Genomic DNA, 20,136 nt, shown 5'->3' with positions numbered 1-20,136 from the left:
GATTCGAGTTTTTTCGGGTATCAAAATTGCCCGCATACAAGAAAGAAAGGGGCGGCTCCGCCCCCCTTCAGAACCCCCCGCAAGGGGACCAGTCCCCTTGACCCCATTACTTCACGCTCAAATATCATGCCTGAAAAAACCTGCGTCATTTCAGTATACCTCTTCAGTTGACATGATCATATATTAGCATTTTTTTGTTATAATTTAGAGGTGCGTAGAATTATATTGGTAGTGGCGCTGTATGTGGCGCTCTTATTGTCAACCACCATACAGGGTTGTGCATCAGTGGAGGCTGGTCTGCCAGTGAAACGTCTTGAACCGTCGCAATACCCGACATTCACCGACGACTACAACCTCACTGGCCTCAGAGAGGCCATCAACCGAAACCTCGTTTACCTAAACAGACTCGATGACACCAAGTCGTTTACCTATGGCCCGGACGTCTATACGGTCAAACACCTCAAGGAATCCCTCAATGATTTCCTGGATGCCCTGAAGCGTTCCAACGGTGATCTGGCCGCGTTGAACAAACACATCCGCCAGCACTATGCAGTATACGCCTACAGGGGCAATAACAACCCTGACGGGATAATCGTCACCGGTTATTTTGTACCCACGCTCAAGGGAAGTCTCCACAGCAGTGACACCTTTCGTTACCCCCTGTACCGCCCCCCACAGGAGCTGAACAAGGTTGTACCGTTTCTGACGCGTCAGGAGATAGACGCCGGGGCACTGTCGGGCAGGGGACTTGAACTGCTCTACGTCGATGACCGCGTAGACCTGTTTTTCCTGCACATTCAGGGTTCCGGTGTGATAGAGCTTGACACCGGCGATGTCTTGTACGTTGGCTACGCCGGCACCAACGGGCATGACTACAGGAGCATTGGCAAGCTCCTCATGGAAGAAAACAGGATGGACAACCGTTCGGTGTCAATGCAGGGCATAAAGGCCTATCTACGTGAGCATCCCGAGGAGATAGACAGGGTCATGGCACACAATCCCAGCTACGTGTTCTTTACCACCACGCAGGAGATAGGCATAGGGGCATGCAACGTGCCTTTGGTCTCCGGTAGGGCAATCGCAACCGACCTGAGTATTTACCCACAGGGGGCGCTCTCATATATAAGCACAAAAAAAGCCGTTCTGGATAACAACGACCGCATAACGGGTTATACTCCGCTGACACGCTTTGTCGTCAATCAGGATACGGGCAAGGCAATAGTTGGTCCCAAGCGTGTTGATTTCTTCTGGGGCAGGGGCAAGCACGCCGAAATCCAGGCCGGCACCATGCGTCAGAGCGGTAATCTGTATTTTCTCGTCAAAAAGCAACCACAAAAAGAACACAAAAAAGACAATAAAAAATCAACAACACAAAAGCACCACGCAAAGAGCACCACATCCCATGTCAAGCAGAACGGCAAGTAGGGTGTCATACGTGATACCAGTTGGGATGGCAGGTTTTTCTTTCTGTTGCTTTTCGTAAGATTAAGACCTGACACATGAACATGGGTAAAATTACACAACGCAGGAACCTGGGCGTTATTGCATTGTTTGCAACCATTGCAGGCATCCTGTTTATCTTTGGCCTCACGGAGCCATATCACTATGATACGGCTGAATACATGCAGGCAGTGCAGATATTTAAGGAGACCTCCGAACTCAGGTGTTTTCCTGAGGCGCGGTGCTTTAATTCTTACTCCCTGTTGCCATTGTCGCTGCTTTTGGGCTATATGACCTTGCCCGTTACGGTCTGTTTGTCTGCATTGTTGACGTTAATCATGTACTTCTTCTGGATAAGGGCACTGACGGACCACACAACCGCTGCCATCTCAACCATCCTCCTGTTTACAGTTCCGGCAAGCATTATGACGATTACGCACATGAAGGAGGACTTCCTGGTGCTGATGTACATGGTTGCTGCCATGCTCCTGGTATCGGGAAAGAGGCCCGCTTACGTCAGGTATGCCGGCGGCGTTCTTTATGCCCTTGCCATCCTGAGCAAGGAGATGCCGATAATGTTTCTGCCGCTTTTTATGACAACCATGTATGTTTATTCCCTCAGAGATGACACCCGGTGGGGTGATTTCATCAGCAGGGACAGCCTGTTGCGTGGAGCCAGGGACATCGCCGTATTTTTACTCGTGACCGTGGCAACGGTGTCAGTGTTTGACAGACACCACTTTCAGGCCCTGTGGACGTCTGCGGCCTCTCCATACGTTGGACAGTTTAAGGGGCTGTTTTCGCCTCTGTTTCCGGTGGGGATCAGCAGTTGGAGATACGGCGTTGGCACCTTCCTGTTTGTTGCGCAGTTCATCGGACTTGCAAGCGTCGCCTTTGAGACTGACCGTGTGAAAAAGGCTATCTATGCGACTTTCATACTTGAACTTGTGTTACTGTTTTTCTTCTTGTGCAATCTGAGTGTCAGGGTATACAGGCACTTTCTCTGGCCATCGTTGGTGTCTTTGCCGCTGATGGTGGTGGTGTTTCGTAAAGCCCTGTCGTTTATCGGGATAAGCCAGACGGTCAGTAACGCCATCACCTGGGGGACGTGTATATTGATAGCGATGTTCTTGTTTTACAGCGTCTACCCCGTACTGTCCTTCCACCGTAAGCTCAACACAATTGCCGAGTTCTACAAGGACATCCCAGGGGAAAGGCACAACACACTGGTCATGGGCATGGATAACTGCATATTTGTCAGATACTTCTCACATTTGCGCTGTATCAGTCACCCAGTCGATGCCACGGAGGCACAGGCTCGTGAGTTTGCCAATTCCATTGCCGCTGAAATGCAAAATGGCACAACGGTGCTTGTGTTGCCGGATTTCCTCTCATACGATGCACACAAAAGCATTGTGAATGTCTTTACAAGCTCTTTTCCGATCGAAAAAGTCTACAGCAACTGGTTCCAGGACTATCACTTCATGGACTACGGTTACACCGTCGATGAATACAGCGATATCCTGCTTTTCAAGGCAAAACGCTCCGGCAGAGATGTCAGCAGATGCAACGTGGTCTGTCACGAGTCAACCCGGGGCACGATTGCCATGAAAAATGCCGCAGCTTTGGACATTGAATACCATGCCTGCAACATGTATTGTGAGGGCGGCTCGTACCGGGAAGACAACATCGTCGTGATGCACAATCGTCTCTTCCCAAACCTCAAGGTCGCCGGCGTTGTCCGGTTGCAAAAACCGGAAATGGCACCCATTCCGCCATAAAACGGGGTGAAGCACCCCCCGGATGAAAAAAATTTGACTAATACACCTACCATGTATTGTTATATATAGCGCGTTTCGATTGCATGCGATACAAAGAAAGAAAGGGGCGGCTCCGCTTCTTGGCGCTCCAGGTCGCACCTGGCCCCCTTCAGAACCCCCCGCAAGGGGAGGGGCGAGGCGCAATCTTGTCGCAGCGGGTCGCACCCGCCCCGGCCACAAAGAAGTTCCCTTGACCCCGTAAAAATGCCATGTATCTTGTATTTAACCCAATCGAAACGTGCTATAAACAGGCAATTTTGTACAAAGAGGTGGAAATATGAAAACGGTGGATGTTGCAGATTCTCAGGCGTGGTTTTAGACTGAGGAAGTTCAGGATAGCTTAAGAAAGGCTGTCGTGATAAATTTTGGCACATGCAAATAATAAAATGTGATGTTATGTTATAATTCTTAGATTAAATATTTATTGAGGGGTACCGATGGACAGAGAAGAAGAAAAGGGCTTTGAGTTTATAGACAAACGCAAGCTCAGGCAAGATGAGGCATTGAGAGATGAACAACGCACTCAGGAGGCAGGGCATGAGGATTTCTGCCATCCACATATGCACCCCTCTGAGGAGGACGTATATGCCACTGGTGGGCACGCCGGCCACTGTGGAGGCGAGGCGCACGACGGTCACTGCGAGCACGATGTAGTACCGGAGGTCAGCTTTATAAACTTCGTGGCAAACCTCAGCACGGATGTGATGGTTAGCATGGGCCTGTTGCAGGACCACCAGGGACAGACCTATAAGGACATGGCAGTGGCAAAGTACCTCATCGACGTCATTGCCATGCTACAGGAAAAGACTAGGGGGAATTTGGACGACTCTGAGGCACAACATCTCTCCGACATGTTGTACCACCTGCAAATGGCGTACATGAATATTGCAAATCAACCTTAAAATAAGCAAACAGGAGGTCTTTTTATGCATCCAAAGGTTTTGACATTGATACTGGCAGGAGGTGAGGGCAGAAGGCTATTTCCGTTGACGGCGATTCGTTCCAAGCCCTCAGTGCCCTTTGGGGGCAGGTACAGGATTATTGACTTTGCCCTGAGCAACATCATTAATTCCGGGATGTACTCTATATACATGCTGGTGCAGTACAAGTCGCAGTCGTTGATCAAGCACGTGCAGGAGAACTGGAGTCATACGTCGGTGTCGCGTGACCAGTTCATAACCATAGTGCCGCCGCAGATGCGTAAGGGCACGGAGTGGTTCCAGGGCACATCGGATGCCGTGCTGCAAAATGTCAACCTCATTCAGCAGTTTAACCCCACCCATGTGGTTATCTTTGGCGCCGACCACATCTACAGGATGGACGTCAGTCAGATGCTAGATTTCCATATCGCCAATGATGCAAAGGTCTCCGTGGCAGCACGCCCCGTGCCCATAGACGAGGCTTCGGCCTTTGGGGTCATAAAGACTGCAGCAAACGGCCTGATTGAAAGGTTTGAAGAAAAACCCAAGAATCCATCCCATATGCCCGGCGATCCGACTCAGGCATATATCTCTATGGGTAACTATATATTTGATACAAACGTGCTTTTGGAGGCCCTGGCCGACGCACAGAAAAAAAACGAGCATGACTTTGGCGGCTACATCCTGCCAAGTCTCGTTGGTAAGGTCAACCTCTTTGCGTACGATTTTTCGCTCAACAAGGTCCCTGGCACAAAGCCCTACGAGGAGGTTGCATACTGGCGCGACGTAGGAACCATCAAGGCATTTATGGCGTCAAACATGGACATGCTTGGCGAGTATCCGATCTTTGACATATCCAATCCCAGTTGGCCGATACATCCGGAGTTGTCGCTGGTGCCACCGGCCAAGATAATCAGCGGTTCGATCAACAACAGTTTCATTGCCGACGGCGTATGCATCAAGGGCGCTACGATTACCAACTCCATTATCCGCAGCAGTGTAATCATTGAGGAAGGCGCCGAAGTCGAAAACTGCATCATCCTGGAAAACGTGCATATCAAAAAGGGCTGTCGCTTGAAAAACGTCATCGTGGACAAGCACAACGTCATCAAGGAATACGAAACCCTGGGCTTTGACGCAAACAAGGACAGGTTCAGGATGCACATCGATGAATCGGGTGTTGGCATCCTCCCCAAGACGTCGTTCAGTTAGACATCTGACAGAGAGGAAATCGTCTATGGAGATTATAAACGAGTATATAACCCTGAGCACCGGGGGCAATGGCGACCTGATCGACCTCACGGGGCACTTAAAAGCCATACTGGATAAGTCCGGTTTGTCAAAGGGCATAATGACGGTTTTTGTGGTTGGTTCTACGGCGGCCATTACCACGTTTGAGTACGAATCGGGCTTGATCAGGGACATGACGGAGTTGTATGAAAAGCTGGCGCCCTTTGGCAAGCAGTACGCACACAATCAGACCTGGGGGGATGGCAACGGCTTTAGTCATGTTCGAGCGGCACTGCAGGGACCGTCGCTTACCATACCATTTGACAACGCAACGCTGTTGCTTGGGACGTGGCAGCAGGTGGTGCTGGCGGATTTTGATAACAGGCGCAGGAACCGTAATGTAGCCGTCAATCTGATCGGGCAATAGCTTACATAAACAAAGGAGACAACACATGGCAAATATAACGATCAAAAAACCAACCGACACGGAACTCAATGAGATGGGTGTGAGCAAGTGGCCTATCTGGGAGAAAGAGGTATCCAAGTTTGACTGGTCCTACGACTCCACGGAGATGTGCTATCTGCTTGCGGGTAGGGTGGTGGTCAAGACCGACAGCGGCGAAGTGGAGTTTGGAAAGGGCGACTTCGTGACCTTCCCCGAGGGCCTCTCCTGCACCTGGGACGTCAAAGAACCCGTCAGAAAGCACTACAAGTTCAAGTAAAAAGAAAGAAGGGGGCGGTTTATGGCAGAGGGGTAGCACTCCATTTAAGCGTGGTCACATTGCTGCCGCATAGTAACAATGCCATATTATGAAGGGAGAAAAGTGGCTTAAATCCTGGCAACCACGGTTGATTGTGGTGCTACCAGTCCCTCTGACGTCTCTTTTTTTCGAGGATGACCATGATCAGCGAAACGGCTGCCGGTGTTACACCGGATATGCGTGCTGCCTGACCGAGGTCAGCTGGCCGAACCTCCTCAAGCCTGGCGATGACCTCCCGTGAGAGGCCGCTGACGGCCTGATAATCGAAATCGGCGGGGATGTGACGGTTCTGCATCTTCTTCACCTTTTCAACCAACTGGCACTGCTGTTTGATGTAGCCTTCGTACTTCACCTCGGTTTCGATGAGCTGTGCCAGAGTGGCGTCAATGGGTTGTGCGTGTTGGCTCTCTGGCGGAAACCTCCGCAGCAGAAGATCGTATGTCACCTCCGGACGCTTGAGCAACTGCCGTAGGCTGACCGACTCCGTAACCGCCGGGACGTCTAACGGGGCAAGGACCTCGTTGACGGCATCGGGCTGTATGCGCTGCGTACTCAATCTCTGTAGTTCGGCGTGCAGGATGTCACGTCGTCCGCAAAAGCCCTGATACTCTGCCTCCGGGACAAGCCCCACGCGATACCCGTGCTCTTTTAAGCGCAGTTCAGCGTTGTCGTTTCGCAGCAACAGACGAAACTCCGCCCGTGAGGTGAACATCCTGTAGGGCTCCACGGTGCCGTTTGTGACCAGGTCATCGAGCATCACGGCGATGTAGGCCTCGTGTCGCTGAAGCATGAGCGGGGGCCGACCCTTGAGCTTCATGGCGGCGTTGATGCCGGCAATGAGTCCCTGAGCGGCGGCCTCCTCATAGCCTGATGTGCCGTTTATCTGACCGGCCAGGTACAGTCCCTCAACGGACTTGGTCTCAAGGGTGTGACGCAACTGCGTACTGTAAACGCTGTCGTACTCCACGGCATAGCCGGGACGCATCAGCTCGGCCTCCTCCAGACCTTCGATCGTCCTGACGTAGCGCACCTGCACGTCGTAGGGCAGACTCGTTGAGATGCCGTTGGCATAGTACTCCCGCGTGTCCAGGCCGTCGGGTTCGAGAAAGACCTGATGCCTCTGACGCCCTGCAAACCGCACCACCTTGTCCTCAATCGACGGACAATAGCGCGGCCCAATGCCCTGTATCTTGCCGCTGTAGAGGGGGGAGCGCCCCAGGCTTTCGGTGATGATCTCGTGTGTGGCGCTGTTTGTGTATGTGATAAAGCATGGCAGTTGCGGGTTAGTTATCTCCTTTGTTGAAAAGGAAAACGGCACTGGCGGGTCATCGCCCCACTGCGGTGTGGTCCTGGAGAAATCGATGCTCCCGGAGTCAATCCGCGGGGGCGTGCCGGTCTTGAGCCTGCCCATCTTAAACCCCAACGACCGCAGGGACTCCGAAAGCCCCACCGATGGCCCCTCCCCCGCACGTCCGGCAGGGGAGTGCTCAAGCCCCACGTGAATGACGCCATTGAGAAACGTCCCCGTGGTGACAATGACCGCCCGCGCCCCAAACGACGCCCCAAAGGCACTTACAACGCCCTTGATGCGATTGCCGTTTGGATCAACAACGAGGCGCTCTACAACGGACTGTTTGATGTCGAGGTTTTTGGTGGCTTCGAGGGTTCGTTTCATGTGCAACCTGTACAGTACCCTGTCGTTCTGACTCCTGAGCGACCACACGGCGGGCCCCTTTGAGCGGTTGAGCATCCTGAACTGTATGCCGCTGTAGTCTGCCGTCCTGGCCATCTGTCCGCCCAGGGCGTCTATCTCTCTGACGAGGTGCCCCTTTGCAAGCCCCCCGATGGCAGGGTTACACGACATCTGCGCAATCGTGTCGAGGTTGGACGTAAAGATACACGTGCTCAACCCAATTCTGGCACAGGCCAGGGCCGCCTCACATCCGGCATGACCGGCCCCTATGACAATGACGTCATAGTTTCGCTGATGAAACATACGGGGGCGTTATTTCTTCTTCTTTCTGCTGAAGTCAACCTCGACGATGTTATCTCCGGCAGATTCAGAGGCCTTTCCGGGAGAGGTCTCTACCACCCCGGGTTTTTTCAATTCGCCCTCCGGTTGCACATACGAGGTCACAAACTGACTCTGAAGCTCCGGGGAGTAGATCGCAATGATGTGCTGCACCGGTATAACACACTGCTGGGCAGTCGCCCCAAAGACCAGCTTTGCCTCCAGGATGTCATCCTGCCAGGTAAAGTTCATCCTCGTGTTAAACACCAGTGTGATGCCATCCTGCCGTTCATTGTCTATAAACCCCCTGTTGCCAATTAACACGTCTTCGGAGTATCTGACTATAATAAATACACGACCAACGATCTCCATGATATCATAGAAAATACTCATCTTAAGGTCATTGAGTTGATCTCCAATATCCTTGTCACTCATTTTGTCACCTTTTTTTTTATACTATCCTTTTTGCGATTGTTTTGAAGTTATCCGTGCCCGCCTCCCTGAGCACCTGAAACAGGACGGTCTCCGTTGTGGTGATAACCGCCCCTGCATCACGCATATACTCAATAGCGGTGTCCTTGTTGTCCTTGCTCCTTGAGGCCACACAGTCCCTGACGACATGCACGAAGTAACCCATTGCCAACAACTCTACGCACGTCTGAAGCACACATATGTGTGTCTCAATCCCGCATAATATTACCGCCTTTCTGTCAACGGCCTTAAGCGCCCCCGTAAATCCAACATCCTTACAACAACTGAAGGTCATCTTATCGATGTACTCCACCCCCGGCAAGGCATCCCGCAGCGCCGGCACCGTCTGCCCAAGTCCCCGTGGGTACTGCTGCGTTATCAGGACGGGAATGTCGTAGAGCCTACTCAACTCAATGAGATGCAGGGCATTTGCAACAACCCGATCGGCCTCCTCAACGGCGGCAACCAGCTTGTCCTGGATGTCAACTATTACCAGAGCTGACCCCCGGGGCTTTATGACAAATCTATCAAGCACTATATTTAATTTACAAGATCAGTGGGCAAGAAAACAATAGCAAGGGAAATATTATCAAGGCAATAGCATTTGACCGTAAAGAAAAAGCTTCTTGTAAATATTTCTGTGATGAAATAGTCACATATTTGAAGCCAACGGTAAGGTTACAGGGTATCCTCTTTATATTTCGTGGTAACTATACTTTAAGGCAAGAAAGAAAGGGGCGGTTTGTGACAGGGGCGGGTGCGAAGAAGTCCCCTTGACCCCATTTTACCATGCTTTTTTAATAGGATACGTTACAGGGATATTATTTGCTTGACAAACTCAGCCAATTCTATATAACCTACGGAGGAGGCAACGACCTCTCACCCGATGCCGAGGCGCACGTTGGGGAAAGCCTTGGACTCCGCCGATGCAACATGGGGCGGAGGGGGTGAGGCAGCCCTGCCGTAAACCGCCCTCCTTCTTCTTTTTGTAGCGTTTATGATGGAGAACAAATTTACAGTGGAGCAAGGGAAAGATTATCGATCTAATCACCAGGGATATGGTAAAATTACTATAACGTTCAAAAAAAATCAAAAACAGCAGGGTTTTTAGTGATGAGTAACAAAAGAGTCAGGATAACAAGTTTTATATTGGCAACACTAATAGCGTTATTGTGGATGTTGTCGGCCAACTGTGCAGAGGCCGGTTCTGCAGAGGGTGTTAGGGAGGGAGCCAGTCAGTGGCTGCAGGAGCTTAATCACCCGGAGAACAGAGCTGAAGTCTCAAGGGATGTTGCTGCAAACAAATCCTCCAGCGCCGCAACAGCCCAGACGTACAACTTTGTGGCTACGTGGGGAGCGTGTACGGAGGATGGCTGTTTCAATGCACCAAATGGGGTAGCTCCGGCAGCGGTGATGGGCAGTTCAACAATCCACGAGACATAGCAGTTGATAGTTCCGGTAACGTTTTTGTTACCGATGGAGAAAACGATCGCCTGCAGAAGTTTGACTCAAAGGGGCAATTCATCGCCAAATGGGGTAGCTCCGGCAGCGGTAACAGCGATATCGTCTGGCAGGACTCTGTCAGCGGCGACCTCTACGTATGGCACATGAACAACGCAACCATAGCATCAGGGGCATATCTGGCTCGGGCAGTACCAGGCAACTGGAAGATCATAGGCGTTGGAGACTTCCATGACAAAGGCAACCAGCCAGGCATACGTCAATATGGCGACGGTATGCAAACCGACACCCTTTGGCAGGACACATCTTCCGGTGACGTATACGTCATAGGCGAATCGGATAACTCCGGTTATGCAACTCAAGGTCTGTCTCCCGATTGGTTTAACCAATAAACGAACATATACACATTGCCTTTAAATCCGGGGAGGGTATAACGCCCCTCCCCGGGATTGGACTCAGCCCTCCGACGCAACAACGCTAGTCCTGCAGCGGAAAAATTTCACTTGACAAACACCACCAATCCGTCTATAATATCAAAATAGGTTGTAGAGTCATAAAGAGGCGACATGTTCCTGGGTAGCTCAGCCGGCAGAGCGGGTGGCTGTTAACCACTTGGTCGGGGGTTCGAATCCCTCCTCAGGAGCCAAAATTATAAGGAACCCCAATCCCCTTTTAAATAAACGATAGATGAAGTATGTTGTACTAATAGGCGATGGCATGGCCGACAGACCTAACGATGCCCTCGGTGGACTAACCCCGCTGCAAAAGGCCGCCACGCCCAACATGGACAGGTTGGCCTCAACCGGGGAAGTCGGCATTGTGCGGACTGTCCCGGCAGGGTTTCCCCCCGGCTCCGATGTTGCAAACCTCTGCATACTGGGATATGACCCGGCACAATACTACTGTGGCAGGGCACCTCTGGAGGCCGCAAGCATGGGGATCGCCCTTGAGCCAACCGACGTGGCATTCCGTTGCAACCTCGTCTGCCTCGATTTTGCCCATGCCGATGGCAAAGACGAACGCTGGTGGTCAGAAAAAACACTCATGGAGGACTACAGCTCCGGACACATAAGCACCAAAGAGGCCGGCGCACTCATCGACAGCCTCAACGAAAAACTCGCAGACAACCGTATAAAATTCTATCATGGCGTGAGTTACCGCCACCTGATGCTCTTAAAAACCAAAGACGACAAAGAAGCCCAAGCCTACGTCAACCTCAACTGCACGCCACCACACGATATAACAGGCAGAGCAGCCCCGGCATTTCTACCCGCAGGGGAGGCCAACAAACTAATCCTTGAGACCATGTACAAATCCATAGACATCCTCAGAGAGCACCCCGTTAATGCACAGAGAAGGAAAGAGGGCAAACGTATTGCCAACAGCATCTGGCTGTGGGGACAGGGCAGAAAACCACGGATGCCACTCTTTAGGGAGAAATACGGGATCGATGGCGCCCTCATCAGCGCCGTGGACCTCACGCGTGGCCTGGGCGTGTGCGCCGGATTCAATATAATCAAGGTACCCGGTGTCACCGGCTATCTGGATACCAACTACGTGGGTAAGGCCACCTATGGCGTTGATGCCCTAAGGGACGTTGACTTCGTATACATACACGTAGAGGCCCCCGATGAGGCCGGACACTCCGGCAAGCTCGATGACAAACTCAAGGCTATCGAGGACTTTGACCGCCTCGTGGTCGGTAACGTAATGGAGGGTCTGAAGTCCCTCAAGGACGACTACAGGGTGCTCCTGATGCCTGACCATGCCACCCCCCTCAGTATCAGAACGCACACGGATGAACCCGTCCCCTTTGTCATCTACGACAGCCGCCACCTCAAAAATACCGGCAATCTGTCCTACGACGAAGGCATCGCCACGATGAAAGATATCAGGGCTTTTCACGAGGGGCACAGACTCATGGACTACTTTATAAATCCACAACAATAAATTAAGCCGGACACAGATTCACTACAAATAACATAGAAGGGAAGACAGAAATTAATGTTGATAGTACAAAAATACGGCGGCACCTCCGTGGGCAGCATAGAGCGGATGAGGGCAGTGGCAGAACGTGCGGTGGCCTGCAAGAGAGAAGGCAACGACGTGGTGGTCATTGTTTCAGCCATGTCCGGTGAGACGGACAGACTCATAGCACTGGCAAAGTCCGTGCAACCCGTCCCAACAGAGAGGGAGCTGGACATGCTCCTGTCAACCGGCGAGCGGGTTAGTGCCTCACTGGTGGCAATGGCGATAGAGCAACTCGGTCAAAAGGCGCTCTCTCTAACCGGTCGGCAGGTTGGAATAGTGACCGATACCGCCTACACCAAGGCAAAGATACAGAAGGTAACCGGCGAACGGGTCAGGGATGCCATACGTGGCGACTATATAGCCGTAATCGCCGGCTTCCAGGGTATAGCCGATGAAACGTCGGACGTTACCACGTTAGGCCGTGGCGGCTCTGATCTGACAGCGGTGGCCGTGGCCGCTGCCCTTAGGGCAGACCTGTGTGAGATATACACCGATGTCGATGGCGTCTACACTGCCGACCCCAATATCGTCAATAACGCCAGAAAACTCGAAAAGATATCGTATGACGAAATGCTGGAGTTGGCCAGCCTCGGCGCAAAGGTGTTGCAGGCAAGATCTGTGGAGTATGCCAAGAAATATGACGTACCGGTGGTGGTACGATCTAGTTTTAATTCTTTACCGGGTACGCTCGTAGTCAAGGAGGATTTAACTATGGAAAATGTTGTTGTTTCAGGAGTTGCACATGACAAAAATCAGGTCAAAATAACCATACAGGATGTGCCGGACAGACCCGGCATTGCCGCTACAATCTTTACGGCACTGGCAGATAAGGGCATCGTTGTCGATATGATTGTGCAAAACGTCAGTACCGATGGTAAGTTTACCGACATCTCCTCCACGGTGACAAAGGCCGACCAGCACTTGGCCGTTGAGACCACAAAGGCCCTGGCAGATTCCCTGGGGGCCAGGGGGGTCGTCGTAAACAATGACATCGCAAAGGTCTCCATAGTCGGCGTAGGAATGAGAACTCACTGCGGCGTGGCTGCAAGAATGTTTAAAACCCTGTCGGACAATAACATAAACATCATGATGATAAGCACCTCGGAGATAAAACTGTCGTGCGTCATCGATGGCAAGTACACAGAGTTGGCCGTAAGAGAGCTGCATAAGGCCTTTGAACTAGATAAAAAATAAAGAACAACTCCGGTTGAGAAGGGGCAGATGAGAAGGCTCAGGTGAGAAGGGTTTTGATTTTTACGTTGCTGATATTTGCGTTTGGTTGTACAAAGAAGACTATTGTCAGAGAGGATATCTCCAGGCCTCCTGTTCCCAGGGAAGATATACCACAACATACACAGCAACCGACGCCAACACCAAAGTCGCCTTATGACGTCCTCCAGGATAATATCCCCCACATATCGTCCTCGTTCCTTGGCGCTAAGTATAAGTTTGGGGCAAATCCCGACGATGACCCCTCATACACCGACTGCTCCCATCTTATATGCGCCGTTATCAGGAAAAGCCTCGCAGAGTCAGATTACGAATTCAAGCCTTATTATTTCAGTACAGACAAGATATATGACAGCACCTACCAGATAGAAAAAGACGACGTAAAACCAGGTGATATCATCTTCTTTAAGGATACAAAAAGAAACTTGCGTCATCTCGGCGTAGTGAACAAGACCGCACGCGACAACATCAGCTTTATACACGCCTCAAGTCAGGCCGGCGTAATCGAACGCTCAACCAACTCAGAGAGCTGGTTCTATTACTGGCAATACAGGTTTGATTCCTTCAGACGATGGAAGGACGAAGTCTTTGCCAGAAAAAAGTACTCGATGAACTCAGAGTAAACCGCAGACTATGAAAACGGCAAGAACCATGTATGTGCAATCATGTATAGCAAATTTCGATTGGATTAAATACAAAACGCGTGGCATTTCTACGGGGTCAAGGGGTCAGCGACCCCCGGCTCAGTGGGGGACTGGTCCCCTTGCGGGGGGTTCTAAAGGGGGGCGGAGCCGCCCCTTTCTTTTCTTGTACTATGCACGTAATCGAAACGCTCTGTATAGCCTGAGTATGTTATCAATTTCAGGATTAAATCTTTCTCAATTCATAACCGAAAAATATATATAGGTAAGGAGGCATACTTATGATAGAAACAAAGAGGCAGCACTACTTCTTAATAGGCAATGTTATTTATGCCGTTGAGGTTGTTATAAGAGACAGCGGCACGGTGACCTCATTTTGCAGAGTACCAAATACCAAGCGATTGATCAAGGAGTGTTCAGACAAGGACGAGGCCGCAAGAGACCTCCAGTGTCTGTTGCAACAAACGAAACAGGACACTTGCTCTGTCAATGCAGTAAAGGCGTGAGCAGATGAGGCCCTACAATCCTGGATTGGTCAACCCGCTAACATGGTTGCAGGTCACAGGCAGCAAATACAGTGAAAAGGGGTAGTGAGTGTTGATGTGGATTTAGAGAGAATCAGAAAAACAGAGGTCATCTTAAAGAGTATTGGCATACCAACTCAGTCAAAGATACTTGTGGAGTTAAATGCCGAGATCAATAAGAACAACGTCAGTATACACAACATAGCAAATCTTGTAAGCAGAGATGTGGCGTTGTCGGCCCAGATAATAAAGGTGGCCAACTCCCCCTTTTTTGCAGTACGCAAGTGTGACTCTATCATAGGGGCCATAAATGTCCTGGGCCTGGATAATTTTAAAAACATCGTACTTGTTTCGGCACTGAAAAACGCCATAAAAATAGATAATCCCGTCCTGGAAAAGTTCTGGACCCACTCCATGCTGGTGGCCAGGGTTGCCACGTTGATAGCCAAAAAGCTCCGAGATGTCCCCGACAACAATGCCTTTATGGCCGGTCTGTTTCACGACTGTGCCACACCATATCTGCTGAAGAAATTCCCCGCCTATGCCAAGGATATTGACATGGCCCTGGGCAATGATACCGATATCGTTGAAATTGAAGACAGGGAATTTAACACCTCTCATGCCGTAGGCGGCTATATCATAGCAAAATCAATGGGCCTGACGGACGATATATCTGCCGTAATCATGCACCACCATGACACTGATATCAGCATCCATACAAACTCAAATGACAGAAGGCTTGCGGCATGTCTGTTCATGGCCGATTGCATCAGCTTCTACCAGTGTCAGCCCGGCTCCGACACTAATGTCTGCATCGACAAGCTGCAATCATACAAACAGGCGATGTTTGAACTGGACCTCGACAGAGATGACCTAATCAGCCTCTCCGAGGATGTCGATGAGGTATCAGGACAACTGGTCTGATAGCGGATCGCCAAAAAAAGGGGCGCTTATACGACACACAGGGGGTATGGTCGAAAAAATGCACAGTACAAGGTACTCATACAGGGCAATCGCCAGAGTAAGGGCGTTTATGTTATACTGAACCTAATAATATCGTTAAGGAGTTGACACGTTATGACAGAGACGCTTAAGTATGACGACAAGGGGCTTATTCCGGCCATCGTCCAGGACGCAGAAAATGGCGAGGTGTTGATGGTTGCCTACATGAACGAGGCATCATTGGCTCAGACATTGCAGAGTGGTTATACGCACTTCTGGTCGCGTTCGAGGCAGAAGTTCTGGAAAAAGGGCGAACAATCCGGGCACGGACAGGAGGTAAAGCAGGTGCTGGTTGACTGCGACAACGATACCCTGCTGATCAAGGTAATCCAGCATGGCCCCGGGGCCTGTCACACCGGTCACAGGAGCTGCTTCTACAAGGATATCAACGGACAGGAGCTTGCCGCAAAGGTCTTTTCCCAAGAACAGGTCTACGGTAAATAGCCCGTATGTCTCAGCAATGGAGGTTGACATGAAGAGGTTTGTGGTTTTAATCGTTGCGCTGTATTGCTTTTCGGCAGTGGTGTTACATGCCGATTGTATCAAGGGTAACTGCAAGGACGGCGTTGGTACGAAGGTCTTTCCCGATGGCAGCACGTATGAAGGGGAATTCAAGAACTCGCAGATGGATGGCACCGGCACTCAGACGCTAAAGGACGGCAGGAAGTACACCGGCTCCTTAAAGGATGGCAAGCGAGAGGGTAAGGGTGTTTACCTGTTCCCCGATGGCGGCAGGTTTGAAGGCGAGTTTGTTGGTGACAAACGTGTAAAAGGCACCTTTGTCTGGGCCAACGGCGACAAGTACGAAGGTGAGTTTAAGGACGATGCCATTACCGGCAAGGGTATCTATACGTATGCCGATGGGATGAAGTACGAGGGTGAGTTTAAGGACGGAAAAAAGCACGGAGCTGGTACACTTATCTATCCCGATGGCAAGAAGATTACCGGTCAGTTTAAGGACGACAAAAAAGAAGGTAAATTCACGGTAATCTACCCCGGAGGCGCTCAAAAAGAGCTAAACTACTAATATCTTTAAGGTTCTATACGAAAGTAGTCTTATACCAGGTGGAGGTCTGTACTCATCTGCCCAGGGTAGGGGCAAGCCATACCTGTCCGGTGCCTCTAAATACCTGCAACAGTCCTTCCCCGCTTGCCGCTGAACCCAGGAGCGTGCGGGTGGATTTTTCTATCGTGAACTCTACATCCCCAAGGCGCAGCAGGGCAAACGTACCATCGACCTTGAGGGTCTCATTGTCCAGTTGAACCTGCATGATCTCTCTCACGGGCACGGGGGAACACAACACGCATATACCGGTACCCTTGATCAGGGTCTGAAAAAACCCCTCGCCCCCGGCAAGTCCCGTCATCAGGTTTTTCTGGGAAACTGCGCCAACGTGCAGGGTTGACTCGCAGCAGCAAAAGAGACCCTTGTCGGCAATCAGTTGGGTGTTATCGATATTTATGAGGATATAGTCAGAATAGCTTGGTTCCAGGTAGATTTCACCACTGCCCTTATAGAGGGGCTTAACGATTTTTTCGTTTGTGACAAAGCCTGAAAAAATACCGCCTGCCGTTGCCTTTGGAATCTCAATGGTAACATCCCCCTTCATAAAGTGCAGGGCACCGGATTCCATTCTGATTTCCCTGTTTTTCATAGTGACCTTGACCTGCTTGAGTTTCCTGGCCCCCGGTACCTTTATGGTCGGTATATACTCCAGCACCTCAAACAAGATGCCTTCCCCGCTAACACTGTCCATTACCCGAGTTAATGGCTCTTCCGTTATCTGGTTAGACATGGCGACAACCTCCTTTTCTGAAATGATCTATAAAAAAAGATAGTTTTACAAGTTTTTAGTTTGGCTTAATTTTTCTAATTATAAGCAGGTCATCAGCATTTTTCATAAAATTGAATTCAACTTTCCGTATTGTAAATTCAAGAAATCCCAGTTCAACATCATTCATTAACTCACTTATGTAACGAGATGTTATTCCTTTAAAATTCACAAGTGGAAAAATACGTATCTCATCTCTTGTAATTCTCGCAAGCTCTTTTACTGTATCTTTATGAAACTTATAATCGAGCATATTCTCGTAAAGGAAGAGAAAATGTGATACCAGTGATACATTGAATTGATTCTCAAAAAAGTTTGAACATGGGTATTTCACATTTATGTAACGTTTGCTTCCAAATTCCTTGTAATTTTCAACAAATAAAGACAGAGCATTAAGCCTTGTAGCTTGCAAAATTTCAATATCCTTGAAATATTCCCAATTATATTTATGAGCGACAGAGGACATCTGTTCCATAATCTCCTGAACATCAAGTAGACCCTGCTTATATAATTCCTCCGGTGAACGATCATAAATAATGTCAGAGGCTGTTACATTATATCCTTTTTTATTGGCCTGTGTGCAAAAGGAACTTACGCCGGAAGCAACGTCAAGGATTTTAGTATCAGCAGGGGAAATGTCTTTGAGACTAAACATATGATAATATTCGTCAAAAACCCTACCCAGCATAACGACTTTACTAATGTCGAGGGAGTCTTTTTTCATCTTACCTACTCCTGCAATAGACAAAAAAATGCCGGGTTTTTCATCGTGACCTTGACCTGCTTGAGCTTCCTTGCTGCCATAACTTTTATGGTCGGTATGTACTCCAAGACCTCAAATAGAATGTTTTCTCCCTTGACGCTGTCCATTACCTGAGTTAATGGCTCTTCCGTTATCTGGTTAGACATTACTATAACCTCCTTTCCATTATAAACATACAAGGAGAAGAAAGAAGGGAGGGATCTGCCCTCCCTCAGACCCACCCGCAAGGGGACCAGTCCCCTTGACCCCATAATACTTCTATCCCAATGTCATAAATATTTATGGCCATGCACTTAGAGCGTTCTTGACGTTACCTAAAGCAGTCATCTACACATTGGACAAAGCAGTGCCAGCTATCCGACCTTGCCTTTACCTCGTCTGAGCACAGGAAATTGTAGTCTAAGTTATAAGTGATGTTGTATGAATCGTCTTCGTGTTTATTATACTCTTTACCTAAGAGTCTGTATATTTTATCTATCACCTTAGCCGGATGGTTATATTCTTCTGTATTTTTCTTGTCAAGAATCTTTGTAACTTCCTGTGGATTGTCGGTCATTTTAGTGAAAAAGTCTTTATCCAATAAAAACCACGCCTCAATTTCCATGATTGCGAGTATGTATTTTATCTTATGACTATAATCAAACTTATCGAATAGTTTGTAAAAGGCCTTGATCACTCTATCTCTTTCTTGTCGTGATTTGGGATACAGATCACGCAGTCCAATAATATATGAATAGTCCGAACTTTTGATCATTACTTCAGCATTTTCCCTGATAGTTATATTCACCTTTTCGTCGTTACCTACCTCATGGATCAGGACATAGAATTTTGCATAAGGATTCTTTTTCTCAAATATCCTCTTTACTGATTTATTATTGCCTATATATTTTTGGACGATCAGTTCGCACTTATTGAGGCTAATATATTCATCCAGGAATTTTTCAACAAAGATTCTCTCCGTCTGCCCCTCTACGAAAAAAGCTATCTTTATCATTCAACTTGTGCCTCTTGTGTCTTATACATCTGATATCTGAACAAATCGAAAGAGCCTAGTCCCGTGAATTCAAACTCATCAAATTGTTCTTTGCTATTGCTGTAGTTATAGGACTTCACGACATGCCCTTCACGTTCTAAGATATTTAAGTCTCTAATATCAACAGCATTAATCAAGAATCGATTATTCGTTGTGGCTATGAATTGGATATTTGAATCTTTTAGCTTGCTGAAGATCAATTTGATTAGTTTTGATGATCGATCAAAGTCTAAGCCCTCACCAATATCATCGATTACAAGAGTACATTCGCTATTGCTTAATAATAAGTCTTCAATAATGACAATCAGCGTTAATGCTCTGAACATCCCTTGTGACATTCTATAATGATCTGTAAGACGTTCCAACCCCTTTTCTTTTAACAATACACATTTAGACAGTACGATGGGTGAGATGGTTATAGTTACATAATCTGTAGGAAAACCAACATAGTCAAAATCTTCTAGTAGCACTTTCTCTGTTTTATCATTAGTAAGTAAGGTAGACAACAGGCGCACTAAAATATTACTATCACGATATTTACTTACCCGATGATCATATATAGTAGTCTGATTTTTGAAATTAAAGGAGTAATACTTATATTTTTTAGCCCAACCAACTATATCTGAATTGGGGAATTTTTTCTTTTCAGTTTTAAGTTTGTAGCTCCTTTCAAAGGTAGCTTCTCCATTTTTTTCAAGTTTTTCCGAAACACCTCCCAATGTATCTGTTTTTTCCAACTCATATGAAAATATACTATCATCGGATGTGTCATAAAACTGAGTTTTCAAGTGTATATACTCACTGTGATAAATAATATCATATTTTCCTAATATAAATCCGGCAAGTCTTGTGATTACATCTAACAGTCGCGTCTTCCCTGTTGCGTTGAGGCCAACGATCAGATTGCGTTGACCGAACTCGACGCCCTGGATTTCCCAGTATTGAGGGGTATCTTTATTTTCGCAG

The 20,136-nt window shown here is 48.8% G+C and carries 23 protein-coding genes and 1 tRNA gene; 16 read left to right on the top strand and 8 right to left on the bottom strand.

Annotated features, from left to right (window positions below; translation table 11 throughout):
• Window positions 1-231: 231 nt before the first annotated feature.
• From mltA to HWQ67_RS02190, 6 genes are all read left to right on the top strand, one after another.
• Window positions 232-1,425, top strand: coding sequence for a murein transglycosylase A (gene mltA, locus HWQ67_RS02215; protein ID WP_320414397.1), 1,194 nt, complete (start codon window positions 232-234; stop codon window positions 1,423-1,425).
• A gap of 80 nt (window positions 1,426-1,505) precedes the next feature.
• Window positions 1,506-3,221 (top strand): hypothetical protein, encoded by a 1,716-nt coding sequence (locus HWQ67_RS02210; protein WP_218251008.1) that lies wholly within the window; start codon window positions 1,506-1,508, stop codon window positions 3,219-3,221.
• A 476-nt stretch (window positions 3,222-3,697) separates the two neighbouring features.
• Window positions 3,698-4,162, top strand: a complete 465-nt coding sequence (locus HWQ67_RS02205; RefSeq protein ID WP_218251007.1) for a DUF1844 domain-containing protein — start codon at window positions 3,698-3,700, stop codon at window positions 4,160-4,162.
• A 24-nt stretch (window positions 4,163-4,186) separates the two neighbouring features.
• A complete protein-coding gene (locus tag HWQ67_RS02200; RefSeq protein WP_218251006.1) occupies window positions 4,187-5,392 on the top strand; it encodes a glucose-1-phosphate adenylyltransferase in 1,206 nt (401 codons plus the stop codon).
• A gap of 25 nt (window positions 5,393-5,417) precedes the next feature.
• Window positions 5,418-5,837, top strand: coding sequence for a secondary thiamine-phosphate synthase enzyme YjbQ (locus tag HWQ67_RS02195; RefSeq protein WP_218251005.1), 420 nt, complete (start codon window positions 5,418-5,420; stop codon window positions 5,835-5,837).
• Window positions 5,838-5,862: 25 nt separating this feature from the next.
• Entirely contained in the window at window positions 5,863-6,132 is a 270-nt protein-coding gene (locus HWQ67_RS02190; protein ID WP_218251004.1) for a cupin domain-containing protein, read from the top strand.
• Between the two features lie 139 nt (window positions 6,133-6,271).
• On the opposite strand, the gene mnmG is transcribed toward HWQ67_RS02190, so the two are convergent.
• The 3 genes from mnmG to HWQ67_RS02175 are packed head-to-tail and all read right to left on the bottom strand — an operon-like array spanning window position 6,272 to window position 9,188.
• Window positions 6,272-8,167: a tRNA uridine-5-carboxymethylaminomethyl(34) synthesis enzyme MnmG gene (gene mnmG, locus HWQ67_RS02185; RefSeq protein ID WP_218251003.1), complete on the bottom strand. Its 1,896-nt coding sequence runs from the start codon at window positions 8,165-8,167 to the stop codon at window positions 6,272-6,274.
• Window positions 8,168-8,176: 9 nt separating this feature from the next.
• Window positions 8,177-8,617 carry a hypothetical protein gene (locus HWQ67_RS02180; protein ID WP_218251002.1) on the bottom strand — a complete coding sequence of 147 codons (441 nt, stop codon included), beginning with the start codon at window positions 8,615-8,617 and terminating at the stop codon, window positions 8,177-8,179.
• A 16-nt stretch (window positions 8,618-8,633) separates the two neighbouring features.
• Window positions 8,634-9,188: a hydrolase gene (locus HWQ67_RS02175; RefSeq protein WP_218251001.1), complete on the bottom strand. Its 555-nt coding sequence runs from the start codon at window positions 9,186-9,188 to the stop codon at window positions 8,634-8,636.
• A 578-nt stretch (window positions 9,189-9,766) separates the two neighbouring features.
• On the opposite strand from HWQ67_RS02175, the gene HWQ67_RS02170 reads away from it, so the two are divergent.
• The 10 genes from HWQ67_RS02170 (at window position 9,767) to HWQ67_RS02125 (ending at window position 16,569) form a co-directional block, all read left to right on the top strand.
• Window positions 9,767-10,096: a hypothetical protein gene (locus HWQ67_RS02170; RefSeq protein ID WP_218251000.1), complete on the top strand. Its 330-nt coding sequence runs from the start codon at window positions 9,767-9,769 to the stop codon at window positions 10,094-10,096.
• Window positions 10,012-10,506 carry a hypothetical protein gene (locus tag HWQ67_RS02165; RefSeq protein WP_218250999.1) on the top strand — a complete coding sequence of 165 codons (495 nt, stop codon included), beginning with the start codon at window positions 10,012-10,014 and terminating at the stop codon, window positions 10,504-10,506. Before HWQ67_RS02170 ends, HWQ67_RS02165 begins: the two co-directional genes overlap by 85 nt.
• A gap of 178 nt (window positions 10,507-10,684) precedes the next feature.
• Window positions 10,685-10,760, top strand: a tRNA-Asn gene (locus HWQ67_RS02160).
• 41 nt (window positions 10,761-10,801) lie between these two features.
• The gene (locus tag HWQ67_RS02155) at window positions 10,802-12,064 is read left to right on the top strand and encodes a cofactor-independent phosphoglycerate mutase (protein ID WP_218250998.1); all 1,263 of its coding nucleotides are present in this window, start codon (window positions 10,802-10,804) and stop codon (window positions 12,062-12,064) included.
• A 54-nt stretch (window positions 12,065-12,118) separates the two neighbouring features.
• The gene (locus tag HWQ67_RS02150; protein WP_218250997.1) at window positions 12,119-13,339 is read left to right on the top strand and encodes an aspartate kinase; all 1,221 of its coding nucleotides are present in this window, start codon (window positions 12,119-12,121) and stop codon (window positions 13,337-13,339) included.
• Window positions 13,340-13,392: 53 nt separating this feature from the next.
• The gene (locus HWQ67_RS02145) at window positions 13,393-13,998 is read left to right on the top strand and encodes a C40 family peptidase (RefSeq protein WP_218250996.1); all 606 of its coding nucleotides are present in this window, start codon (window positions 13,393-13,395) and stop codon (window positions 13,996-13,998) included.
• A 299-nt stretch (window positions 13,999-14,297) separates the two neighbouring features.
• Complete coding sequence (locus HWQ67_RS02140) at window positions 14,298-14,522, top strand: hypothetical protein (protein WP_218250995.1); 225 nt, start codon at window positions 14,298-14,300, stop codon at window positions 14,520-14,522.
• 96 nt (window positions 14,523-14,618) lie between these two features.
• A complete protein-coding gene (locus HWQ67_RS02135) occupies window positions 14,619-15,464 on the top strand; it encodes an HDOD domain-containing protein (protein ID WP_218250994.1) in 846 nt (281 codons plus the stop codon).
• Between the two features lie 153 nt (window positions 15,465-15,617).
• Complete coding sequence (gene hisI, locus HWQ67_RS02130) at window positions 15,618-15,986, top strand: phosphoribosyl-AMP cyclohydrolase (protein ID WP_218250993.1); 369 nt, start codon at window positions 15,618-15,620, stop codon at window positions 15,984-15,986.
• Between the two features lie 28 nt (window positions 15,987-16,014).
• Window positions 16,015-16,569 carry an MORN repeat-containing protein gene (locus HWQ67_RS02125; RefSeq protein ID WP_218250992.1) on the top strand — a complete coding sequence of 185 codons (555 nt, stop codon included), beginning with the start codon at window positions 16,015-16,017 and terminating at the stop codon, window positions 16,567-16,569.
• 52 nt (window positions 16,570-16,621) lie between these two features.
• On the opposite strand, the gene HWQ67_RS02120 is transcribed toward HWQ67_RS02125, so the two are convergent.
• From HWQ67_RS02120 to HWQ67_RS02100, 5 genes are all read right to left on the bottom strand, one after another.
• Window positions 16,622-17,338 carry an AIM24 family protein gene (locus tag HWQ67_RS02120; protein ID WP_218250991.1) on the bottom strand — a complete coding sequence of 239 codons (717 nt, stop codon included), beginning with the start codon at window positions 17,336-17,338 and terminating at the stop codon, window positions 16,622-16,624.
• A 55-nt stretch (window positions 17,339-17,393) separates the two neighbouring features.
• A complete protein-coding gene (locus tag HWQ67_RS02115) occupies window positions 17,394-18,098 on the bottom strand; it encodes a hypothetical protein (RefSeq protein ID WP_218250990.1) in 705 nt (234 codons plus the stop codon).
• Window positions 18,099-18,103: 5 nt separating this feature from the next.
• Entirely contained in the window at window positions 18,104-18,283 is a 180-nt protein-coding gene (locus HWQ67_RS02110; protein WP_218250989.1) for a hypothetical protein, read from the bottom strand.
• Window positions 18,284-18,447: 164 nt separating this feature from the next.
• Window positions 18,448-19,131: a DUF4276 family protein gene (locus HWQ67_RS02105; RefSeq protein ID WP_218250988.1), complete on the bottom strand. Its 684-nt coding sequence runs from the start codon at window positions 19,129-19,131 to the stop codon at window positions 18,448-18,450.
• The coding region (locus tag HWQ67_RS02100) for an AAA family ATPase (protein ID WP_218250987.1) at window positions 19,128-20,136 on the bottom strand (1,009 nt) is incomplete at its 5' end. The genes HWQ67_RS02100 and HWQ67_RS02105, both read right to left, overlap by 4 nt.

Origin of the sequence: Candidatus Magnetobacterium casense (assembly GCF_019173545.1) — a bacterium.
GTDB lineage: Bacteria > Nitrospirota > Thermodesulfovibrionia > Thermodesulfovibrionales > Magnetobacteriaceae > Magnetobacterium > Magnetobacterium cryptolimnobacter.
This window is presented reverse-complemented; position numbering and strand designations above follow the sequence as displayed.